Raw genomic sequence first — 19,354 nt, forward strand, 5'->3', positions numbered from 1 at the left:
GCGAAACGGGTTGGTGGGCGGGGGCGGGAAACGGAGCGGGACCGGTCAGTGGACGGGGTGCATGGTGCGTTTCAGCCAGGGCGCGGCGAGGATCATGGCCACGCCCGCCGCCACCGCCACGGCTCCGTTGACGCCGAAGTAGGCCGGGGTGGAGACCTCGCCGTACACCTTCACGACCTGGGCCTGGATGCCGTTGGCGACGGCCAGTGACAGGAACCACAGGGCCATCGTCTGGCTGGCGAACGCCTTCGGGGCGAGCTTGCTGCTGGCGGAGAGGCCGGAGGTCTCCAGCAGCACGTCACCGAGGCCCAGCAGCAGGTAGGAGCCGACGATCCACCAGGCGGCCATCTTGTACGTGTCGTCCGCGTGCCCCGAGGTGGGCAGGACCATCAGCAGGAACGACAGACCGCCGAGGACGACACCGAAGGCGATCTTGTTGGAGGCGTGCGGCTGGCGGCGGCCCATCCGGACCCAGGCGGCGGCCACCACGGGCGCGAGCGCCACCTCGAAGGCGCCCAGCGCCGAGGCGTACCAGCTGGCCGGGAAGGTGAAGCCGAGGACCTCGGTGCGCGCGTTGGTCGACGCCAGCAGGATCATCGTGGAGTAGGCCTGGAACAGGATGAAGTTGAAGACGACCGATCCCAGGAACAGCACGATGTACGGGCGGAGCCTGCCGCGCTCCTCAGCGGTGACGCGGGGGCTCTTGAACATCACCACGAAGTACGCGATCGGTGCGATGACCGAGACCACGGTGAGCAGGTCCACGAACCGGTCGACGGTGAGCCAGCCGGCCAGGGCCAGGGCGGTGGCGAGGACGGCGGCCAGGACGGCCCCGCCGATGATCAGCCGCACCGCGCGGCGCATGGCGGGCGGGGCCAGGGCGAACTCGGCGCCCTCCTTGCGCCCGACCAGGTGACGGCGGCCCGCGACGTACTGGATCAGCCCGAGGGTCATCCCGATCGCGGCGGCCGAGAAGCCCCCGTGCCAGCTCCAGTGCTCGCCGAGCCAGCCGGTGATCAGGGGTCCGGCGAAGGCGCCGATGTTGATGCCCATGTAGTACAGGGCGAAGCCCGCGTCGCGCCGCTCGTCGTCGGTGCGGTAGAGCTTGCCGACCATGGAGGCCACATTGGGCTTGAGCAGCCCGGTCCCCGCGCTGATCAGACCGAGGCCCACCCAGGTCATCGCGTCGGTCGGCACCGCCATCGCGTAGTGGCCGCAGGCGATGAGGATGCCGCCGTACAGCACGGCCCGGTAGGAGCCGAGGATGCGGTCGGCCAGCCAGCCGCCCGCGACGGAGACCAGATAGACGAGGGTCCCGTACGCGGCCGACACGGAGGCGGCGGTTCCGGGATCCATGCCCATTCCGCCGTCGGCGACCGCGTCGGCGAAGAACAGCACCAGGATCGCCTGCATGCCGAGGAACGAGAACCGCTCCCAGACCTCCAGGCCGGACAGGGTCATCAGACCCCGTGGCTGGCCGAAGAACGCGTGGTCGTCCTCGGGCGGCGGCTGGGCCGGTCCGGTGCCGGCGGCGGTGTGGGACAAGGCGGACACTCCCGATCGTATGAGCTGATCAAGAACATACCGGGGGAGGCGGGCAGCCGCCCGTGGTGATCCGTAAGGGACCGGATACGCTGAAGTTGATAGTGGAGACAGCGACACACGGCGACAGATCGACATTGCGTGTGATCGTCAGCAGACAGGAGATGCCCTCGTGACCGTCGTCGGGCCGTTTGGACTGCACGTGCGGGACCAGTCTCTTGAGGCCGATGTCCAGGCGGGCCTCGCCGCCGTCGAAACCGGTCTGCTGGAAGCCACCAAGAGCGATGTCCCCTTCATCACGGAGGCCGCTCAGCACCTGGTCCGGGCCGGGGGCAAGCGGTTCCGCCCCTTGCTGGTCATGCTCGCGTCACGGTTCGGCGATCCGGACGCGCCGGGCGTCGTCCCCTCGGCCGTCGTCGTCGAGCTGACGCACCTGGCCACGCTCTACCACGACGACGTCATGGACGAGGCCGACGTGCGGCGCGGCGTGCCCAGCGCGAACGCCCGCTGGGGCAACTCGGTGGCCGTCCTCACCGGCGACTTCCTCTTCGCCCGCGCCTCGCACATCCTGGCCGACCTGGGCCCCGAGGCCGTCCGCATCCAGGCGGAGGCCTTCGAGCGGCTGGTCACCGGCCAGATCCTGGAGACCGCGGGCCCGCGCGACGGCCGCGACCCCGTCGACCACTACCTGGACGTGCTCAGCGGCAAGACCGGCTCGCTGGTCGCCGTCTCCGGCCGGTTCGGCGCGCTGATGTCCGGCGCGGACGACCGGACCGTGGACATCCTCACGCAGTACGGGGAGCGGCTCGGCATCGCCTTCCAGCTCGCCGACGACGTCCTCGACATCGCCTCCGACTCCCACGAGTCCGGCAAGACCCCCGGCACCGACCTGCGCGAGGGCATCCCGACCCTCCCGGTCCTGTGGCTGCGCGCCCAGGCGGCCGAGGACGGCAAGCCCGACGACGTGGAACTGGTCCAGCTGCTCGACGGCGACCTGAGCGACGACGCCGTCCTCGCCGAGGCGCTGCGCCGACTCCGCGCCCACCCGGCACTGGAGCGGGCCCGCCAGGACACCGTCCGCTACGCCCAGGAGGCACGCGCCACGCTCGCCCCGCTGCCGGAGGGGTACGCGAAGTCCGCGCTGGAGGAGCTGTGCGACGCGGTGGTGCACCGCGCGGGCTGAGCGCCCCGCGGGCGTACGGTCCGGGTGCGCGGCACAGACGTACGGACCAGGCGCATGGTCCGGGTGCGTGGTCCGGGTGCGCTGACGCGACGTCATCCTCGTTCGGCCCCCTAGTGGATGGCCCCGATCCCCCGTCTGGTTGTCATACCGGAGCAGTAGGCGGAGTTGATTCCCCGGTCTGACGCTTCAGCCCCGCGGTTTTGGTCAGATGGATAACAACGGAAGCCGCCGACCACGGAGGTAGGGCACACATGGCACCGAACGACAGCGCGGAGACCACCGGGGAGGCCACGGGCACTGTCGTGGGCCGCCGGAAGGCAGCGCGCTACATCGTCCCCGTCGCGGTCGTGGGGGTGACGGTCGCGACCATCGGACTGGTCCCGGCCCTCGCCAGCTCCGGCGACCCGGACCTGCCGAAGATCAGCGCACAGGAACTGGTCGAGAAGATCGCCGCTTCCGACCAGGAACAGCTCTCGGGCACGTTCAAGATCAGCACCGACCTGGGGCTGCCGCTCGACGGCCTCGCGGGCTCGCTCGTCCCGGACGGCGCCGCGGGCGAGGGCAAGGACGGCGGGGCCGCCGCGCCGCAGGACAAGCTCATGGAGCTGACGTCCGGCACGCACACGCTGCGGGTGGCCGCCGACGGCCCGGAGAAGCAGAAGCTCTCCGTCCTCGGGGACGCCTCCGAGTACAGCGTCATCCACAACCAGGGCGAGGTCTGGGCGTACGACAGCGCCTCCGACGAGGTCTACCACTCCGAGGCCCCCGCGGGCCGCGACGCCGAGGGCAAGACCCCCAAGGCCCCCAAGGGCGCTTCGGCCACCCCGAAGGACCTCGCCGAGCAGGCGCTCGCGGCGGCCGGGGACACCACCTCGGTCACCGTCGACGGCTCGGCGCGGATCGCCGGGCGGGACGCCTACCAGCTGCTGATCAAGCCCAAGCAGTCCGGTTCGACGATCGGCTCGGTCCGGATCGCCGTGGACGCCGAGAACGGCGTCCCGCTGAAGTTCACCCTGTCCGCGGCGAGCGGCGGCAAGGCCGTGGTCGACGCCGGGTTCACCAAGGTCGACTTCGCCCGTCCCGCCGCCTCCACGTTCGACTTCAGCCCGCCCAAGGGCGCCAAGGTGACCGAAGCCGACCAGCTGGAGCCCGGCAAGCACCAGGGGAAGACCGGAAAGGGCGAGCAGGAGACCGGCAAGGACGAGTGGGGCGCGGCCCACAAGGCGCTGCCCGGCGGGCTCGGCGGACTGGAGGGTGCCGACGGCGTCAACGTCATCGGCAAGGGCTGGACCTCGATCGCCGAGATCAAGGTCCCCGGCGGCAAGGGCCTGCCCGCACCGGGCTCGGGTGACGTCCCGGCCGAGGCGCAGAGCTTCCTCGACGCCGTCGGTGACAAGGTCAGCGGGAAGTTCGGCTCGGGCACGGTCTTCAAGACGCGCCTCGTCAACGCGCTGCTGACGGACGACGGCAGGGTATACGTCGGAGCGGTGACGAAGGACGCACTGGTGCGCGCCGCCGACACCGCGAAGTAGCACCACCGGAAGACTCCGACCTGCCGATCTTCCGGTCCACGACGGCCGCGGCGGCCACCACGGCCGCCGCGGCCCGTGACGGCCACGACCGCCCCGCCGCGCACCTGTGCGGCGGGGCGGTCGTCGAGCCGCCCGGGAGAGGACGGAGAGGTGACCGGATGACGGCGGCGGAGGCGACGCGTTCGACGGCGGCGGGGAGAGCTGACACCCCCGCCCCGCGCGAGACGGACCCGAGCGGGACGGACGGCGCCGACGGCCCCGCCCCCGTCATCCGCACCCGGGGCCTGACCAAGCGCTACGGGGGCGGCCGGCTCGCCGTGGACGGCCTCGACCTCACCGTGCCCGGCGGCAGCGTCTTCGGCTTCCTCGGCCCCAACGGCTCCGGCAAGACCACGACGATCCGGATGCTGATGGGTCTCATCGACCCGACGTCCGGCACCGCCGAGGTGCTGGGCGCACCCATGCCACGGGCCTCCCGTACGGTGCTGCCCCAGGTCGGCGCGCTGATCGAGGGGCCCGCGCTGTACGGGTTCCTGAACGGCCGGGACAACCTCCTGCGGTACGACCGGGCCGACCCCACCGCCGACCCGCGCACCCGCCGCGCGCGCGTGGACGACGCCCTGGAGCGGGTCGGGCTCGCCGCCGCTTCGGGCCGGAAGGCCAAGGCGTACTCCCTCGGCATGAAGCAGCGCCTCGGGCTCGCCGCCGCCCTGCTGCGCCCGCGCAGGCTGCTCGTCCTGGACGAACCGACCAACGGCCTCGACCCGCAGGGCATGCGCGAGATCCGCTCCCTGGTCCGGGAGCTGGCGGCGGAGGGCACCACGGTCTTCCTCTCCTCCCACCTGCTGGACGAGATCGAGCAGGTCTGCACGCACGCCGCCGTGATGGCCCGGGGCCGCCTGATCGTCCAGGGCCCGGTCGCCGACCTGGCCGCCACCGCCCGGGGCCGGCTCACCGTCCTCTCTCCGGACCCGGCCGCCGCGGCCCGCGTCCTGGCGGAACACGGCCTGACCGGCCTGACGGCCGACGGCGACCGGCTGACCGCCGACGCCCCGCCCCCCGCCCTGGACCTCGCCGACCTGAACGCGGCGCTGGTGGGCGCCGGGGTGCGGGTGCGGTTCTTCGGCGTCGAGCGGGGCTCGCTGGAGGACGCTTTCGTCGCACTCACCGGAGAGGGATTCGATGTCGCGGGCTGAGCAGAGGTCCACCGCCGGGGGACGACCGGTGACCCCGGAGCCTCCGGGCGGCCCGGACCCCGGGGGCTCCCGTAACCCGCTGTGGACCCTCGGAATCCTCCGGTCCGAGGTCGCCCTGCTGTTCCGCCGCCACCGCACCTACGCCCTGCTCGCCGTCCTCGCCGCCGTACCGGTCCTCATCGGGATCGCGGTGCGCGTCGAGACGGGCGGCGGCGGAGGCGGCGGGGGCGGACCGGAGGGCGGCGGAGGCCCGGCGTTCCTCGCCCAGGTCACCAACAACGGAGTCTTCCTCGTCTTCGCCGCGCTCGCCGCGACCCTGCCGGTGTTCCTGCCGATGGCCGTCGGCGTGGTGGCGGGTGACGCGATCGCGGGCGAGGCGAGCAGCGGCACCCTGCGCTATCTGCTGGTCGCCCCGGCGGGCCGTACCCGGCTGCTTCTCGCCAAGTACGCCTCCGTCCTGTCGTTCTGCCTGGTCGCGGCCCTGGTGGTGGCGGCCTCGGCGCTGGCGGTGGGGGCGCTGCTGTTCCCGGTGGGGGAGGTCACCACGATCTCCGGGACCCGGATCAGCTTCGGTGAGGGGCTGGTGCGGGCCGTCGTGACGGCCCTCGTCGTCGCGGTCTCGCTGGCCGGGTTCGCCGCGCTGGGGCTGTTCGTCTCCACCCTGACGGGCAGCGGGATCGGGGCGATGGCGGCGGCGGTGGGGCTGCTGATCACGGCGCAGATCCTCGACAGCATCCCGCAGCTGAGCGCGATCCACCCCTATCTCTTCCCGCACTACTGGCTCTCGTTCGCCGACGTCCTGCGGGAGCCCGTCCACTGGGACGACCTGGTCAGGAACTTCCAACTGCAAGGGGTGTGACGTGGCGGTGTTCGGCTCGGCGGCCTGGGCCCGCTTCACGGCCAAGGACATCACGGCCTGATCCGCGCCCAGGGGACCGGGACCGGGAGCGGGTCGGGAGCGGGATCGGGGTGGAGTTGCAGAGGATTCGTCCGCGCCGTCGGCCGGGCAAGCCGTCCCCCGATCGGCTCGTCGCGGCCCGGACGGCACGAACGACGCGGAGAGGGAACAACACGACACGGTACGTTCCGTTTCCGCTCGGGATATATTCGGTCCTGGACGACGAGCTGTCAATAAGAGACTGATCGGACCACCTCTATGCTCTCCGAATGATCACGCCGCCGAACAGTGCGCGCCGAAGCGAACAGTCCCGCCGCGCCATCCTGCGGGCCGCCCTGGACCTCTGTACGGAGCGGGGCTACGGGCACGTCACCATAGAGGCCATCGCGGCCCGCGCCGGGGTCAGCAAGAAGACGATCTACCGCTGGTGGCCGTCAAAAGGGGCGGTCCTGCTGGAGGCGTTCACCGACGCCCTGGTCGACGCGACACCGTTCGAGGACACCGGCGACATCGGCGCCGATCTGCGCAAACACGCCGCGGGCGCGGTGAACCTGCTCTCCGTCCCCCCGTTCGGCCCCGCCTACGCGGGCATCCTCTCCGAGCTGCACCACGACGACGTCCTCGCGCGGGCGCTGCGGGAGCAGTTGGTCGACCCGCGCGTCGAGCAGGCGGCGGAACGGCTGCGCAGCGCCCAGCGGGCGGGCCAGATCCCGCCCGACGCGGACCTGTATCTGGCCGTGGAGATGCTGTACGGCCCCCTCTACTACCGCCACGTGCTGCGCAAGCCGGCCCAGGACGAGGAGACGATCACCGCACTGGTGGCGCATGTGCTGCGGGCGCTGGGAGCGCCGGGTTACTGAACCGTCGGCCCCACGCGGGCAGTCCCGCGTTCCCCGCGTGACGGAGGAAGGCTTCACTGGCCGGTGGGCCGTCCGCACCGGCGGCACGTCGGAGGCCGGGACGCCGCATGCCGTCGACAACTCGGCTCCGCGTGAATCGGCCGCCTTGTATTCCTCCGGCTGTCGCTTTCCGGAAAGGAACGCTTGGTGGGCGTCGGCGTCGCCGGACTCACTCTCCTGCCTGACCGCCGACCGAACAGTCGGCGTTTCGCCGAAAGGGCGCCGGACCGGGCGGCAGTGGGAGCCGACTCCGCCGTCCTGGATGTCGCCGCGGGGACTGGCGCACTCGCCCTGACCGCGGTGGGCCGGGGACACCAAAAGGTCACCGCCATCGACAGATCGCCGGATATGGTCCAGAGGCTGCGGCAGCGCCTCGGCCCGTTCCCCGGGTGCTCTGCCGAGGTCATGGACGCTCGCGAACTCCGTTATCCCGACCACCGGTTCGACGCCGCCTTCTCCGTGTTCGGCGTCCTGCTCCTGGGTGCGGACGCGTTGACGGCTGTGCGGGAGACGGTCCGCGTCGTTCGACCGGGCGGCCTGGTCAGCGTGGTCCATCGGGCGGGACCCGTGGGCGGTGCGCCGGTGTTCGTGCCGCTCGCTCGGGCGATCCAACGCCTCGGAGATCCGGAGGTGGGAAGCCTCCCGCTCCCGGTGTTCTCCGACTTCTTGGAGCGGGAAGAGGTCGAGCAGGTGCTGGTCGACGCCGGCTGCGTCGATGTGCAGTCCGAAGAGGTTACGGAGCCTTTTTCCCTGCCGACGGCACGTTCCTTGAACGCCTTCCTCCGGATCATTCCCCAATACAATGCTGCGATCTCTCGCTACAAAGACGAATTTACGCAGATCCTGGACCAGGAGATCAGCCGCCTCGATCTCGGCGAACGCGGCGCGCAAGGCAGGATCGCCTCCGGCAGGGTGCCGGAATAAACCGTGGGCGAAAACGCGGGCGAAACCCGTGGAAATAGATCGTGGGCGAAACTCATCCGGTTGATGAGTGGCGGCCTCGGCGAGATGCTCAGTCGTCAGGGCGGATAGCCGCGCGGCGTCATATGTCCGGGCCGCCCTGCCGGATGCCCCGCTCGACGCCGACGGACCTCGATGGCGATGGCAGGGGGCAAGGGGCAAGGGGTTCGCGTTCCGTGACGGGAAAATGAGGCCCGGACGCGCGGCGAGGCCTGAGCGCGTGAGGCCTGTCCGCGCGAGCCCGGCCGCACGGCGAAGCCCCACCGCGCGGGCACGGTGGGGCGGTTGCCGGGGTGGCTCAGACGGCGTCGACGTGCCCGTTGCCGAAGTGCCCGTTCCGGACGCCCGCGACGAAAGCGGTGAACGCCTCGGCGGGGAGGGTGAGGAGCGGGCCGGTGGCGTTCTTGGAGTCACGGACGGGGACGACCCCGCGCGGGGTGGTGGCGAGGTTCGTGGCGACCTCGACGCACGCGCCGCCGTTTTCGCTGTACGAGGACGTGAACCAGCGGGGAGGTTCGGCTGTCATGAGTGCCCTTCCGTCGTGCCGGTGCGAACGGGTGCGTGCGCGTACGCACCGGATGCCTACGCATACGTACCCGGGCGCGTACGAGAGCCGTACCGGGTGCTTACGGGTGTTACAGCTCCCCGGACTTGATACCCGCGACGAAGGAGGAGAACGCCTCGGCGCGGAGGGTGACGACCGGGCCGCTGGTGTTCTTGGAGTCGCGGACCGGGACGACGCCGTGCGGAATGGCGGCGAGGTTGGCGGCGACCTCGACGCACTGGCCGCCGTTTTCGCTGTAGGAGGAGGTGAACCAGCGGGGGGTTTCGGTTGTCACGAGGAGCCCTTTCAGAACTGCTGCCTGATGATGTCTACGGAGGCCTCCTGGGAGGGGGCTACCGCCTGCATCTGATGGTAGGACGTCAACTGGGGTACCACCGAGCCACTTTCCCGCTCCAGATAGCCCTGCTGTGCGGACTCGGCGTACGACATCAGTGAGCGGTCGGGCAGGGTCAGGATGGTGATCGGCAGGCTGAACGGGCGGTGCTCTCCCATGGAGAACGGCACGACCTGGAGCACGGTGTGGGGCTGCTCGGCGAACTCCAGCAGCCGTTCCATCTGTGCCTTCATTACAGCGGGGCTGCCCACTGGCCTGCGTAGGCAACTCTCGTCCAGCATCGCGAAGATCAGGGGGAGATTTCCCCGGACGAGGGCGGCCTGACGCTCCGCGACCAGCGCGACGCGTTCCGCGGCCTGGTCGGCGGTGATCGCGTGCCGCCGCGGCGTCGGCCAGGACCGTGGCGTACTCGGGGGTCTGGAGCAGTCCCGGCATGACGCCGACCTCGTACAGCCGGATCTCCGCCGCCCGGCCCTCGTAGTTGAGGAACTCCGGGAAGCCTTCCAGCAGGCTCCCGTGCTTGATCTGCTGGAGTTCACGCTCGAACGCGTCGTCGGTCCCGGACAGGCCGAGAGCCCGGTCGGTATTACGCGAAAAGCGCAAGGTCGCAAGTTTGCGACCAGTTTCCACCGAGGAGACGTGCGTGCTGGAGTAGCCGATCCGGTCGCCCAATCCCTCCTGCGTCCAGCCGCGCTGAGTCCGTAACGTGCGCAGGCGTGCGCCGTAGGCGGCCTTGGCGGATGCTTCGGGATTCAGTTCCTTGATGTTCACAGGCTGCCCGCTCTATCTTCCGTGCCGAATAGGCAAGTTGAATGCCTTCTCACGGTAGGTCACGCTGAATCGCCCCGGTAGTCGAACGGCTACAGAGAGGAGCGATAGGTGTACGGCGAGAACGTCTGCCCGAATACCCAGCAGCCTCCCGACCCTCCGGCCCCCGGCACGCTCATGGTCGACACCGGCCGGGGCGACCGCGTCGGGGAGTTCCGCGGGGTCGCCGGTCCCTACTGGTCGCTCCGGCCGGTCGGCGGCGGCCGGGAGTGGGAGGCGGAACCCCGGCTGGTCCGCCTCGCGCTCCCGATGGAAGGGCTCCGCGCCCGGACCGCCCGGCTCAACGCGCGCAGCCGGGGTGAGGTGCTGTGAACACGGCCCGCACGCACACCGGTTGGTACGTCGCCGAGTGCCACGGAGGCGACGCGGCACGGACCGTCCGCCTCGGCAGGACCCTCGCGCCGACGCGGCGGCTGGCCCTGCGCTGGCTGCGGCGGCAGGCCCGGCGCTTCGCGGACGCCCTGGACCCGGACCCGTACACCCCCTGGATCCCGGCCCGCGCACTCCAGTCGTTCTCCGGGGTCACGCAGGGCGTCGGAGGCGGAGTCACACCGGGTGTCGGAGGCGGTGGCGTGCCCGGCATCGGAAGCGGGGTCACGCCCGGTATCGGAAGCGCGGGCGCGCCGGGCATCGGAGCCGGTGGCGCGCCCGGCGGCGTCCACGGGGTGATGCCCGGCCGCGTCTTCGCGTGTGTCCCCGACATCCCCACCGAACTCCGTTCCTGGGCCGGCAGTTTCCGCGAGCACGACTACGCGCTGCTGCGGCTCGCGGACGGACTGCCGTACGAGTTCGTGGCCCGGGACCACACGTCCTGGTACGGGCTCGTCATGCGCCCCCTGACCCCGGCCCGTCCCGTCGGCCCGCCGCATCCCCCTACCCCCCGCCCGTAAGGAAGAGCGACATGTTGCAGTGCACCGCCCTCACCGAACTCCCGGAGATGGGAATGCGGGTGGCACTCCTGGTCCTGGAGGACGAGCCCGGCCAGGAGGAGGGCGCGAAGCTCGCCCTGGACGACTTCCTGCTCTGCGAACTCGGTGAGCACGACAAGGACACCGAGCACGCGGCCCAGCTCTGGGCGGCCGACCGGCCTGCCGCGCGGGACCTGTGGATGTTCTGGACGGACACCGCCACCGACACCGAGATGCGCCGGAAGTTCCGCTTCGCCGAACTGCTGCCGTGCCCTGCGGTGATCCACCGGCTGTCCGTCACGGAGGGCGACGTGTGCGTCCTCTACGACCGGCACCCCGGGGCGCACTCCTGGGATGTGACGGACCCGCTCGCGGAGCTGATGGCCGAGCAGATCCGGCAGGACATTCTGCGTGAGCGGGAGGGGCAGGACGGGTCGGCTGCGGGGGATGGGCACGACGGGCGCGACGGCCCGGATGGACCGGATGAGCCGGGTGGGCGGGACAAGCCGGGCGAGCCGGGTGGGCCGTCGGGTGGGTCGGATGGGCAGGGCGGGTCGGATGGTCCGCCGGGTGGGTCGGATGGGCGGGGCGGGTCGGACGGTCCGCCGGGTGGGCAGGGCGGGTAGGCCGGGCCGCCCCTCAGTGCAGGCAGAACTCGTTGCCCTCCGGGTCGGCCAGGACGAGCCAGCTGCCGCCCTGCTCGTCGACCGTACGGAGCGTTCGCGCGCCCAGGCCCGTGAGCCGCTCGGCCTCCGCGTCGCGTCGGCCCGGCTCGGAATGGACGTCGATGTGGAGCCGGTTCTTGACCGTCTTCGGCTCCGGCACGCGCTGGAAGAGCAGCCGCCGCCCCAGCCCCGTACCGCTGTGCTCCTCGTGCGGGTCGTCCGGGTGCCGTGCCGCCGCGAGGTCGAGCCAGGCGCGGCGGCCGTGGGCACGGGTGGTGATCGCCTCGGGCACCGCTCCGGCGGCCAGCAGCTGCTCGACCAGGGCGCTGTTGTCCTCGACGAGATAACCGAGGGCTTCGGCCCAGAAACCGGCCTGGGCGTGCGGGTCGGCGCTGTCGATCACGAGCTTCCAGGACAGGGTCTTCGTCATGGAAACCGTTTATAGTGGTTACATGAGCGTCAAAGCAACGGACACGCCGGAACCGGGGGCGGCGCCCAACCGGCCCGTCCCGCTCGCACCGGCCGGGCCGCCCCCTGGGCTGCTGCTGCGGCATCCGGACGGCAGCTCGTTCCGGTTCGACCCGGGCGCGCTGTCCCTGGAACTGCTGGTGACCGGCGGTCCCGGCCGGCTGGCGTACTTCGAGACCCTGCACGCGCCGGTGGACCTGGTCCGCTGGGCCTCGGAATCCCGGCTCCCCGGGGGGCCCTGGCCGACTGAGGGGGCCGGGTCGACCGCTGGGGCTCGGCTCAGCGTGAGTGCGGAGGAGGTGGCCGCCGCTCGCGCGCTGCGCGACGCGCTCTGGCGGATGGTGGAGGGGCATGTGCACGCGGCGCCGCCCGCTCCGGAGGACGTGGCCGTCGTCAACGGGGCGGCGGCGCATCCGCCCCTGACGCCCCGGCTGGACGCGGCCGGCGGCCGGGAGTGGGCGGCGGGGGGCACCGGGACCGGGCTTCTGTCGACCGTCGCCCGGGACGCGATCGACCTGCTCACCGGGGCATATGCCCACCGGGTCCGCACCTGCGCGGCGCACGACTGCCGCCTGCTGTTCGTGGACACCTCCCGCCCCGGCAAGCGCCGCTGGTGCTCCATGGAGCGCTGCGGCAACCGGCACAAGGTCCGGGCCCACCGGGCCCGGACCACCACGACCACCGAGAACTGACCACCGAAGAGCGGAAAGGTCTTCCTCATGCCGACCGGACTCACGCAGGACGCGGGCTGGGAGATCGGCGTCTCCCGGACCATCCACCGACCGCTGACCGCCGTGTGGGAGTTCGTCAGCGGACCGAGGGGCCTCGCGCTCTGGCTCGGCGTCGACGGCCCCCTGCCCACGGAGAAGGGTGCGCCGTACCGTACGGCCGACGGGACCGGCGGCGAGATCCGCGGTTACCGCCCCGGCGACCGCTTCCGCCTCACCTACGGCACGTCCACCGTCCAGGTCGCCGTGGCACGCGGCAGCTCCGAGGACCGGACCGTGCTGCGCTTCCACCAGGAGCGCCTGGCGAGCGCCGAGGAGCGCGCGGAGCGGCGTGCGTACTGGAAGGGCGTCATGGACCGGGTGCAGGCCGAGTTGACCTGACGGACGCGGGTGCGCCAGTCAGCCTTGACCGCATGCTTGACCGCACGCGCCCACCACGCCGACGACTAGGTCCGCTTCTGCTGGACGCGCGCGCCGTCGCGGTCCGAACCGAGGCCGGCGGTCGTGGGGGCGGCCTCAGCGCTCATGGGGGTGGCGGCGGCGCTCGTGGGGGTGGCGGCGCTCGTGGCCGCGGAACCGGGGCTCGGGCTCACGGTCGCCGACGCGGGGGCGGCTGCGGCGGCGGCCAGGAGCTTCACCGCCAGCGCCCGGTTGCGGCGCGCCGTGCGCAGCGCGTCCCAGGTCAGCAGCGACAGCGCCAGCCACACGAGGGCGAACCCGGCCCACCGCTCGGGCGGCATCGCCTCATGGAAGTAGAGGACACCCAGCGCGAACTGGAAGACCGGGGCCAGATACTGGAGCAGCCCCAGCGTCGACAGCGGCACCCGGACCGCCGCCGCGCCGAAGCAGATCATCGGTACCGCGGTGACGATGCCCGTCGCCGCGAGCAGCGCCCCGTGCCCCGCGCCCCCGGCCGTGAACGTGGACGCGCCGGTGGCGGTCAGCCAGAGCAGAAAGCCGGACGCGGGTACGAACAGCACGGCGGTCTCGGCGGCCAGGGACTCCAGACCGCCCATGTTCACCTTCTTCTTGACCAGCCCGTACGTGGCGAACGAGAACGCCAGCACCAGCGAGATCCACGGCGGTCGCCCGTATCCGATGGCCAGCACGAGGACGGCGACGAAGCCGGTGGCGACCGCGGTCCACTGGACCGGCCGCAGCCGTTCGCCCAGCAGCAGAACTCCCATGGCGATGGTGACCAGCGGATTGATGAAGTAGCCGAGTGAGGCCTCGACGACCTGCCCGTTGTTCACCGACCAGATGTAGAGACCCCAGTTGAGGGTGATGGTCGCCGCCGCGATCGAAATCAGCCCCAGCTTGCGCCGGTCGCGGACGAGCTCACCGACCCAGGCCCAGCGGCGCAGCGCGAGCAGGACGATCCCGACGAGCACCAGCGACCACACCATCCGGTGGGCGAGGATCTCGATCGCCCCGGACGGCTTGAGCAGCGGCCAGAAGAGCGGCACCAGACCCCACATCCCGTACGCGCCGAACCCGTACAGCAGGCCGGCCCGCTGCTCGTTCTTCCCCTCCACGGGCCCTCCCGGTCCACCTGTGCGCCGACGGATGCGCCGACGGGACGACGGTAGCGCCGGAAGGGGCGCCCTGTCATACCCGTCTCACGAAAACGCTCATGACACCTTGGTGTACGGCAAGCGCGCCGCGCGGGCGCGCTCGGCACTCCACCCCGGGCCTCCGGCTTCCGGCTTCCTGCCTCGGGCCCCGGGCGGCGGGCGGAGGTGACGAGCTCCGGGCCTTCGGTCCCGGGCGGCGGGCCCCGGCCTCCGGCCTCCGGCTTCGGGTGGCGGGCCCCGGCCTCCGGCTTCGGGTGGCGGGCCCCGCGGCCTCCGGCCTCGGGTGGCGGGCCCGGCGGCGAGCTCCGGGCCTTCGGACCCGGGCCCTACCTCTCCCGGGGGCCCGGGTGGCGGGCCCCCGGCCGGTGCTCAGGCCTTCGCTGCCGCCAGGGCCGTCCGTACGCTCTCGGCGAGAGGGGTCGTCGGGCGGCCGATGAGCCGGGCGAGGTCGCCGCTCGTCCCCGCGAGCAGCCCGCGCCCGATCGCCCGGTCCACGTCCACGAGGATCGCGGCGAAGCCCTCGGGCAGCCCCGCCGCGACCAGGATCTCCTGGTGCACGGCCGCCGGGACGTCGTTGTACGCGATCTCCCGGCCGGTCTCCTCGGACAGGACCGCGGCGTACTCGGCGAACGACCACGCGGTGTCGCCGCTCAGCTCGTAGGTGGCGTTCAGGTGGCCCTCGCCGGTCAGGACGGCGGCCGCGGCCGCGGCGTAGTCGGCGCGGGACGCGGAGGAGACGCGTCCGGCGCCCGCGTTGGCGACGACCGCGCCGTGCTCCAGGACCGGGGCCAGGTTGGCGGTGTAGTTCTCCGTGTACCAGCCGTTGCGCAGGAAGGTGTACGGCAGTCCGGAGGCCAGGATCAGCCCCTCGGTCTCCTTGTGCTCGTCGGCCAGGGCGAAGTCCGCGTCCGGCCCGCCGAGGATGCCGGTGTACGCGAGCTGCGCGACCCCGGCCGTCTTCGCCGCCTCGATGACCGCGGTGTGCTGCGGGACCCGCTTGCCCACCTCGCTGCCGGAGATCAGCAGCACCCGGTCGCCGGAGTGGAACGCTCCGGCAAGAGTCTCGGGGCGGTCGTAGTCCGCGATGCGCAGCTCGACGCCCCGGGCGGCGAGCCCGGCGGCCTTCTCCTTGTCGCGCACCACGGCGGCGATGCCGTCCGCCGGGACGGTGGTCAGCAGGGAGTCGATGACGAGGCGGCCGAGTTCTCCGGTGGCGCCGGTGACGACGATGCTCATGGGGGGTGCTCCGATTTCAGTCGATCTGATCCGTTTCCGCGTTCAGTGACAAACTTACGGCTAGCGCTATCGATAAGAAAGTACCCACTTTGAAGTAAGGTACTGTCATGGGAGTAAGCAAGCAGGTCAACCCAGTGCCGGACGTCAATCAGCCGATGTGTCCGTCCCGGCTGGTGCTGGAGCATGTGACGAGCCGCTGGGGCGTCCTCGTACTGGCGTCGCTGCTGGAGCGTTCGTACCGCTTCAGCGAGCTGCGCCGCACGGTCGGTGGCGTCAGCGAGAAGATGCTCGCCCAGACGCTTCAGACGCTGGAGCGAGACGGCTTCGTCCACCGGGACGCGAAGCCGGTGATCCCGCCCCGGGTGGACTACTCCCTCACTCCGCTCGGCGTCGAGGCCGCCGAGCAGGTCTGGGCGCTCGCCCGCTGGACCGAACGCCAGGTGGACGCGGTGCGCTCCGCGCGCGAGGAGTACGACAGGGCCCGGAGCTGATCCCCTCAGCGGTGGCCACGGCCCTCAGCGGTGGCCACGGCCTTCAGCGTTAGCCGCGCCGGGTGGCTCGGGCCGCGGTGCGGTCGCTCGGGTCGCCGGGACGAGATGGCTCCGGCCGCGGCCAGGGCGAGATGGCTCGGGCCGCGGCCGGGGCGCGGTGGCCCGAGCCGCGGCCGGGAGGTCAGCCGATGACCGTCCAGGTGTCGTTCCCGGCGAGCAACGCGCCGAGGTCGCCCTTGCCGTCGCGGTCCACCGCACTGTCCAGCTGGTCGGACATCAGCGTGTCGTAGACGGGCCGCTCCACGCTGCGCAGCACCCCGATGGGGGTGTGGTGCAGGGTGTCGGCGTCGGCGAGCCGGGACAGCGCGAACGCCGTGGTGGGGGAGTCCGCGTGGGCGTCGTGGACGAGGACGTCCGCGCGGTTCTCGTCGGTGACCGCGACGACCTCCAGGTCACCGGTGGCCTGGTTGCGGACGACCCCCTTGGACCCCTCGGCGCCGAACAGGACCGGCTCCCCGTGCTCCAGCCGGATCACCGCCTCGGTCGCCTGCTCCTTGTCCTTGAGCACCTCGAACGCGCCGTCGTTGAAGATGTTGCAGTTCTGGTAGATCTCCACCAGCGCCGTACCGGGGTGCTCGGCCGCCGCGCGCAGCACGCTCGTGAGGTGCTTGCGGTCGGAGTCGACCGTCCGGGCCACGAAGGTCGCCTCCGCCCCGATGGCGAGGGACACCGGGTTGAAGGGCGCGTCGAGCGACCCCATCGGCGTCGACTTGGTGATCTTGCCGACCTCGGAGGTGGGGCTGTACTGGCCCTTCGTCAGCCCGTAGATCCGGTTGTTGAACAGCAGGATCTTCAGGTTGACGTTGCGGCGCAGGGCGTGGATCAGGTGGTTGCCGCCGATGGAGAGCGCGTCGCCGTCCCCGGTGACCACCCAGACCGACAGGTCCCGGCGGGAGGTGGCGAGCCCGGTGGCGATGGAGGGCGCCCGGCCGTGGATGGAGTGCATCCCGTAGGTGTTCATGTAGTACGGGAAGCGGGAGGAGCAGCCGATTCCGGAGACGAAGGCGATGTTCTCCTTCGCCAGGCCCAGCTCCGGCATGAACCCCTGCACCGCGGCGAGCACGGCGTAGTCACCGCAGCCGGGGCACCAGCGGACTTCCTGGTCGGACTTGAAGTCCTTCATGGACTGCTTCGCCTCGGCCTTGGGCACCAGCTGGAGCAGGTCGTTGTGCTGGAGCTGCTCGGTGTCAGGCATCGATGGCCTCCTTGAGAGCTGTGGCGAGCTGCTCGGCCTTGAACGGCATCCCGTTGACCTGGTTGTACGAGTGCGCGTCCACCAGATACCTCGCCCGCAGCAACAGCGCGAGCTGGCCCAGGTTCATCTCCGGCACGACGACCTTGTCATAACGCTTCAGGACCTCGCCGAGGTTCCTCGGGAAGGGGTTGAGGTGGCGCAGATGGGCCTGGGCGATGGCCAGCCCCTCCGCGCGCAGCCGGCGCACGGCGGCGGTGATCGGCCCGTACGTCGAACCCCAGCCGAGCACCAGCGTGCGGGCCTCGGCGGGGTCGTCGACCTCCAGGTCGGGGACCTCGATGTTGTCGACCTTGGCCTGACGCGTGCGGACCATGAAGTCGTGGTTGGCCGGGTCGTAGGAGATGTTGCCGGTGCCGTCCTGCTTCTCGATGCCGCCGATCCGGTGTTCGAGGCCGGGCGTGCCGGGGATCGCCCAGGGGCGGGCCAGGGTCTGCGGGTCGCGCTTATAGGGCCAGAACACCTCGGTGCCGTCGGCCAGCGAGTGGTTGGGGCCGGTCGCGAAGGGGGTGGTGAGGTCGGGCAGGCTGTCCGTCTCCGGAATCCGCCACGGCTCGGAACCGTTGGCGAGGTAGCCGTCCGAGAGCAGGAACACCGGGGTGCGGTAGGTCAGCGCGATCCGTGCCGCGTCGATCGCGGCGTCGAAGCAGTCGGCCGGGGTCCGCGGGGCCACGATCGGCACCGGGGCCTCGCCGTTGCGGCCGAACATCGCCTGGAGCAGGTCGGCCTGCTCGGTCTTGGTCGGCAGCCCGGTCGAGGGACCGCCACGCTGGATGTCGATGATCAGCAGCGGCAGCTCCAACGAGACCGCCAGGCCGATCGTCTCCGACTTCAGCGCCACCCCGGGGCCGGACGTCGTCGTGACCCCCAGCGCACCGCCGAACGCCGCGCCCAGCGCCGCCCCGATCCCGGCGATCTCGTCCTCGGCCTGGAAGGTGCGCACACCGAAGTTCTTGTGCCGCGACAGCTCGTGCAGGATGTCGGAGGCCGGGGTGATCGGATACGAGCCCAGGTAGAGCGGCAGGTCCGCGAGCTGCCCGGCGGCGATCAGCCCGTAGGACAGGGCCAGGTTCCCCGAGATGTTGCGGTAGGTGCCGGTGGGGAACGCCTGGGTGGCCGGGGCGACTTCGTAGGAGACCGCGAAGTCCTCGGTCGTCTCGCCGAAATTCCACCCGGCCCGGAAAGCCGCCACGTTCGCCTCGGCGATCTCCGGCTTCTTCGCGAACTTCCGCCGCAGGAAGGCTTCCGTCCCCTCGGTCGGGCGGTGGTACATCCAGGACAGCAGCCCGAGCGCGAACATGTTCTTGCTGCGCTCGGCCTCCCTGCGGGGAAGCCCGAACTCCTTCAGCGCCTCGATCGTGAGCGTCGTCAGCGGCACCGGGTGGACGTTGTAGGCCTCCAGCGAACCGTCCTCCAGCGGGCTGGTCGCATAGCCCACCTTCGCCATCGGCCGCTTCGTGAACTCGTCCGTGTTCACGATGATCTCCGCGCCGCGTGGCACGTCGTCGATGTTCGCCTTCAGCGCGGCCGGGTTCATCGCCACCAGGACGTTCGGGGCGTCGCCCGGCGTGAGGATGTCGTGATCGGCGAAGTGGAGCTGGAAGGAGGAGACCCCCGGCAGCGTGCCGGCGGGGGCGCGGATCTCCGCCGGGAAGTTCGGCAGGGTGGAGAGATCGTTGCCGAAGGAAGCCGTCTCCGAGGTGAACCGGTCGCCCGTGAGCTGCATACCGTCACCCGAGTCGCCCGCGAAGCGGATGATCACCCGGTCCAGGCGGCGGATCTCCTTGCCCTCGCCGCCCGTGGTTCCCGTCGTACCTGACAGGGGCGCGCGCTGGCCCCCGAGAACGGCGTCGTTGGCCTCGTCGGCCTTCCCTGCCGCGCTACTGACCTGGCTCGTCACTGAACTGGACCTCCCTTGGGGCGGCGGTTCGGAACCGTCCGGCCGACCGGTGACTCCAGGGGCCACCCTACGTCCGCGCAGGCTGCCCTCCGGGGACCGATCATATGGTGGACACTATTTTGAGACACCCTTTTA

The 19,354-nt window shown here is 71.4% G+C and carries 19 protein-coding genes and 2 pseudogenes; 12 read left to right on the plus strand and 9 right to left on the minus strand.

What is annotated here, in order from left to right; translation table 11 throughout:
- Window positions 1-45 precede the first annotated feature (45 nt).
- Window positions 46-1,545, minus strand: coding sequence for a peptide MFS transporter (locus tag ACIRRU_RS05625; protein WP_403677023.1), 1,500 nt, complete (start codon window positions 1,543-1,545; stop codon window positions 46-48).
- A gap of 169 nt (window positions 1,546-1,714) precedes the next feature.
- On the opposite strand from ACIRRU_RS05625, the gene ACIRRU_RS05630 reads away from it, so the two are divergent.
- The 6 genes and pseudogenes from ACIRRU_RS05630 (at window position 1,715) to ACIRRU_RS05655 (ending at window position 8,174) form a co-directional block, all read left to right on the plus strand.
- Window positions 1,715-2,725: a polyprenyl synthetase family protein gene (locus ACIRRU_RS05630; protein ID WP_403676519.1), complete on the plus strand. Its 1,011-nt coding sequence runs from the start codon at window positions 1,715-1,717 to the stop codon at window positions 2,723-2,725.
- 251 nt (window positions 2,726-2,976) lie between these two features.
- Window positions 2,977-4,257, plus strand: coding sequence for an outer membrane lipoprotein carrier protein LolA (locus tag ACIRRU_RS05635; RefSeq protein ID WP_403676522.1), 1,281 nt, complete (start codon window positions 2,977-2,979; stop codon window positions 4,255-4,257).
- 158 nt (window positions 4,258-4,415) lie between these two features.
- Window positions 4,416-5,453 carry an ABC transporter ATP-binding protein gene (locus ACIRRU_RS05640; protein WP_403676524.1) on the plus strand — a complete coding sequence of 346 codons (1,038 nt, stop codon included), beginning with the start codon at window positions 4,416-4,418 and terminating at the stop codon, window positions 5,451-5,453.
- A pseudogene (locus ACIRRU_RS05645) lies at window positions 5,440-6,373 on the plus strand (ABC transporter permease). The gene ACIRRU_RS05640 and the pseudogene ACIRRU_RS05645 overlap by 14 nt, the downstream one beginning before the upstream one ends.
- Window positions 6,374-6,620: 247 nt before the next feature.
- Entirely contained in the window at window positions 6,621-7,211 is a 591-nt protein-coding gene (locus tag ACIRRU_RS05650) for a TetR/AcrR family transcriptional regulator (protein ID WP_363200466.1), read from the plus strand.
- 186 nt (window positions 7,212-7,397) lie between these two features.
- Window positions 7,398-8,174 (plus strand): class I SAM-dependent methyltransferase, encoded by a 777-nt coding sequence (locus ACIRRU_RS05655; RefSeq protein ID WP_403676528.1) that lies wholly within the window; start codon window positions 7,398-7,400, stop codon window positions 8,172-8,174.
- 334 nt (window positions 8,175-8,508) lie between these two features.
- On the opposite strand, the gene ACIRRU_RS05660 is transcribed toward ACIRRU_RS05655, so the two are convergent.
- The 3 genes and pseudogenes from ACIRRU_RS05660 to ACIRRU_RS05670 form a co-directional block, all read right to left on the minus strand.
- The gene (locus tag ACIRRU_RS05660) at window positions 8,509-8,736 is read right to left on the minus strand and encodes a DUF397 domain-containing protein (RefSeq protein ID WP_403676531.1); all 228 of its coding nucleotides are present in this window, start codon (window positions 8,734-8,736) and stop codon (window positions 8,509-8,511) included.
- Window positions 8,737-8,845: 109 nt separating this feature from the next.
- Window positions 8,846-9,049 carry a DUF397 domain-containing protein gene (locus ACIRRU_RS05665; protein WP_403676534.1) on the minus strand — a complete coding sequence of 68 codons (204 nt, stop codon included), beginning with the start codon at window positions 9,047-9,049 and terminating at the stop codon, window positions 8,846-8,848.
- 11 nt (window positions 9,050-9,060) lie between these two features.
- Window positions 9,061-9,880 (minus strand): annotated as a pseudogene (locus ACIRRU_RS05670) (helix-turn-helix domain-containing protein).
- A gap of 108 nt (window positions 9,881-9,988) precedes the next feature.
- Between ACIRRU_RS05670 and ACIRRU_RS05675 the strand changes: the two are divergent.
- The 3 genes from ACIRRU_RS05675 to ACIRRU_RS05685 are packed head-to-tail and all read left to right on the plus strand — an operon-like array spanning window position 9,989 to window position 11,471.
- The gene (locus tag ACIRRU_RS05675) at window positions 9,989-10,249 is read left to right on the plus strand and encodes a hypothetical protein (RefSeq protein ID WP_403676536.1); all 261 of its coding nucleotides are present in this window, start codon (window positions 9,989-9,991) and stop codon (window positions 10,247-10,249) included.
- The gene (locus tag ACIRRU_RS05680; protein WP_403676539.1) at window positions 10,246-10,827 is read left to right on the plus strand and encodes a hypothetical protein; all 582 of its coding nucleotides are present in this window, start codon (window positions 10,246-10,248) and stop codon (window positions 10,825-10,827) included. The genes ACIRRU_RS05675 and ACIRRU_RS05680 overlap by 4 nt, the downstream gene beginning before the upstream one ends.
- Before the next feature lie 11 nt (window positions 10,828-10,838).
- Complete coding sequence (locus ACIRRU_RS05685; protein WP_403676542.1) at window positions 10,839-11,471, plus strand: hypothetical protein; 633 nt, start codon at window positions 10,839-10,841, stop codon at window positions 11,469-11,471.
- Between the two features lie 13 nt (window positions 11,472-11,484).
- Here the strand turns inward: ACIRRU_RS05685 and ACIRRU_RS05690 are convergent, their stop codons facing one another.
- On the minus strand, window positions 11,485-11,940 hold the full coding sequence (locus ACIRRU_RS05690; protein WP_403676545.1) for a VOC family protein: 456 nt from the start codon (window positions 11,938-11,940) through the stop codon (window positions 11,485-11,487).
- A 22-nt stretch (window positions 11,941-11,962) separates the two neighbouring features.
- On the opposite strand from ACIRRU_RS05690, the gene ACIRRU_RS05695 reads away from it, so the two are divergent.
- Both ACIRRU_RS05695 and ACIRRU_RS05700 read left to right on the plus strand, forming a co-directional pair.
- Entirely contained in the window at window positions 11,963-12,670 is a 708-nt protein-coding gene (locus ACIRRU_RS05695; protein WP_403676548.1) for a CGNR zinc finger domain-containing protein, read from the plus strand.
- Window positions 12,671-12,697: 27 nt separating this feature from the next.
- Window positions 12,698-13,087 carry an SRPBCC domain-containing protein gene (locus ACIRRU_RS05700; RefSeq protein ID WP_403676551.1) on the plus strand — a complete coding sequence of 130 codons (390 nt, stop codon included), beginning with the start codon at window positions 12,698-12,700 and terminating at the stop codon, window positions 13,085-13,087.
- A gap of 65 nt (window positions 13,088-13,152) precedes the next feature.
- Here the strand turns inward: ACIRRU_RS05700 and rarD are convergent, their stop codons facing one another.
- Both rarD and ACIRRU_RS05710 read right to left on the minus strand, forming a co-directional pair.
- A complete protein-coding gene (gene rarD, locus ACIRRU_RS05705; protein ID WP_403676553.1) occupies window positions 13,153-14,241 on the minus strand; it encodes an EamA family transporter RarD in 1,089 nt (362 codons plus the stop codon).
- 408 nt (window positions 14,242-14,649) lie between these two features.
- Window positions 14,650-15,516 (minus strand): SDR family oxidoreductase, encoded by an 867-nt coding sequence (locus ACIRRU_RS05710; protein WP_403676556.1) that lies wholly within the window; start codon window positions 15,514-15,516, stop codon window positions 14,650-14,652.
- A gap of 107 nt (window positions 15,517-15,623) precedes the next feature.
- On the opposite strand from ACIRRU_RS05710, the gene ACIRRU_RS05715 reads away from it, so the two are divergent.
- Window positions 15,624-16,007, plus strand: coding sequence for a winged helix-turn-helix transcriptional regulator (locus ACIRRU_RS05715; RefSeq protein ID WP_403676559.1), 384 nt, complete (start codon window positions 15,624-15,626; stop codon window positions 16,005-16,007).
- 181 nt (window positions 16,008-16,188) lie between these two features.
- Here ACIRRU_RS05715 and ACIRRU_RS05720 read toward each other — a convergent pair whose 3' ends face one another.
- Together ACIRRU_RS05720 and ACIRRU_RS05725 are read right to left on the minus strand one after the other, a co-directional pair.
- Entirely contained in the window at window positions 16,189-17,262 is a 1,074-nt protein-coding gene (locus ACIRRU_RS05720; protein WP_403676562.1) for a 2-oxoacid:ferredoxin oxidoreductase subunit beta, read from the minus strand.
- The gene (locus ACIRRU_RS05725; protein ID WP_403676566.1) at window positions 17,255-19,219 is read right to left on the minus strand and encodes a 2-oxoacid:acceptor oxidoreductase subunit alpha; all 1,965 of its coding nucleotides are present in this window, start codon (window positions 19,217-19,219) and stop codon (window positions 17,255-17,257) included. The genes ACIRRU_RS05720 and ACIRRU_RS05725 overlap by 8 nt, the downstream gene beginning before the upstream one ends.
- Between the last annotated feature and the right edge of the window lie 135 nt (window positions 19,220-19,354).

The sequence above is a fragment of the Streptomyces sp. NPDC101181 genome, from assembly GCF_044767975.1.
In the GTDB taxonomy this organism is placed as follows: Bacteria; Actinomycetota; Actinomycetes; order Streptomycetales; family Streptomycetaceae; genus Streptomyces.

What these genes read in the sequence shown, in the direction of transcription:
- ACIRRU_RS05635 (WP_403676522.1), top strand. Translation starts at nt 2,977, where the DNA reads ATGGCACCGAACGACAGCGCGGAGACCACCGGGGAGGCCACGGGCACT.
- ACIRRU_RS05640 (WP_403676524.1), top strand. Translation starts at nt 4,416, where the DNA reads ATGACGGCGGCGGAGGCGACGCGTTCGACGGCGGCGGGGAGAGCTGAC.
- ACIRRU_RS05650 (WP_363200466.1), top strand. Translation starts at nt 6,621, where the DNA reads ATGATCACGCCGCCGAACAGTGCGCGCCGAAGCGAACAGTCCCGCCGC.
- ACIRRU_RS05660 (WP_403676531.1), bottom strand. Translation starts at nt 8,736, where the DNA reads ATGACAGCCGAACCTCCCCGCTGGTTCACGTCCTCGTACAGCGAAAAC.
- ACIRRU_RS05685 (WP_403676542.1), top strand. Translation starts at nt 10,839, where the DNA reads ATGTTGCAGTGCACCGCCCTCACCGAACTCCCGGAGATGGGAATGCGG.
- ACIRRU_RS05690 (WP_403676545.1), bottom strand. Translation starts at nt 11,940, where the DNA reads ATGACGAAGACCCTGTCCTGGAAGCTCGTGATCGACAGCGCCGACCCG.
- ACIRRU_RS05695 (WP_403676548.1), top strand. Translation starts at nt 11,963, where the DNA reads ATGAGCGTCAAAGCAACGGACACGCCGGAACCGGGGGCGGCGCCCAAC.
- ACIRRU_RS05700 (WP_403676551.1), top strand. Translation starts at nt 12,698, where the DNA reads ATGCCGACCGGACTCACGCAGGACGCGGGCTGGGAGATCGGCGTCTCC.
- ACIRRU_RS05710 (WP_403676556.1), bottom strand. Translation starts at nt 15,516, where the DNA reads ATGAGCATCGTCGTCACCGGCGCCACCGGAGAACTCGGCCGCCTCGTC.
- ACIRRU_RS05715 (WP_403676559.1), top strand. Translation starts at nt 15,624, where the DNA reads ATGGGAGTAAGCAAGCAGGTCAACCCAGTGCCGGACGTCAATCAGCCG.
- ACIRRU_RS05720 (WP_403676562.1), bottom strand. Translation starts at nt 17,262, where the DNA reads ATGCCTGACACCGAGCAGCTCCAGCACAACGACCTGCTCCAGCTGGTG.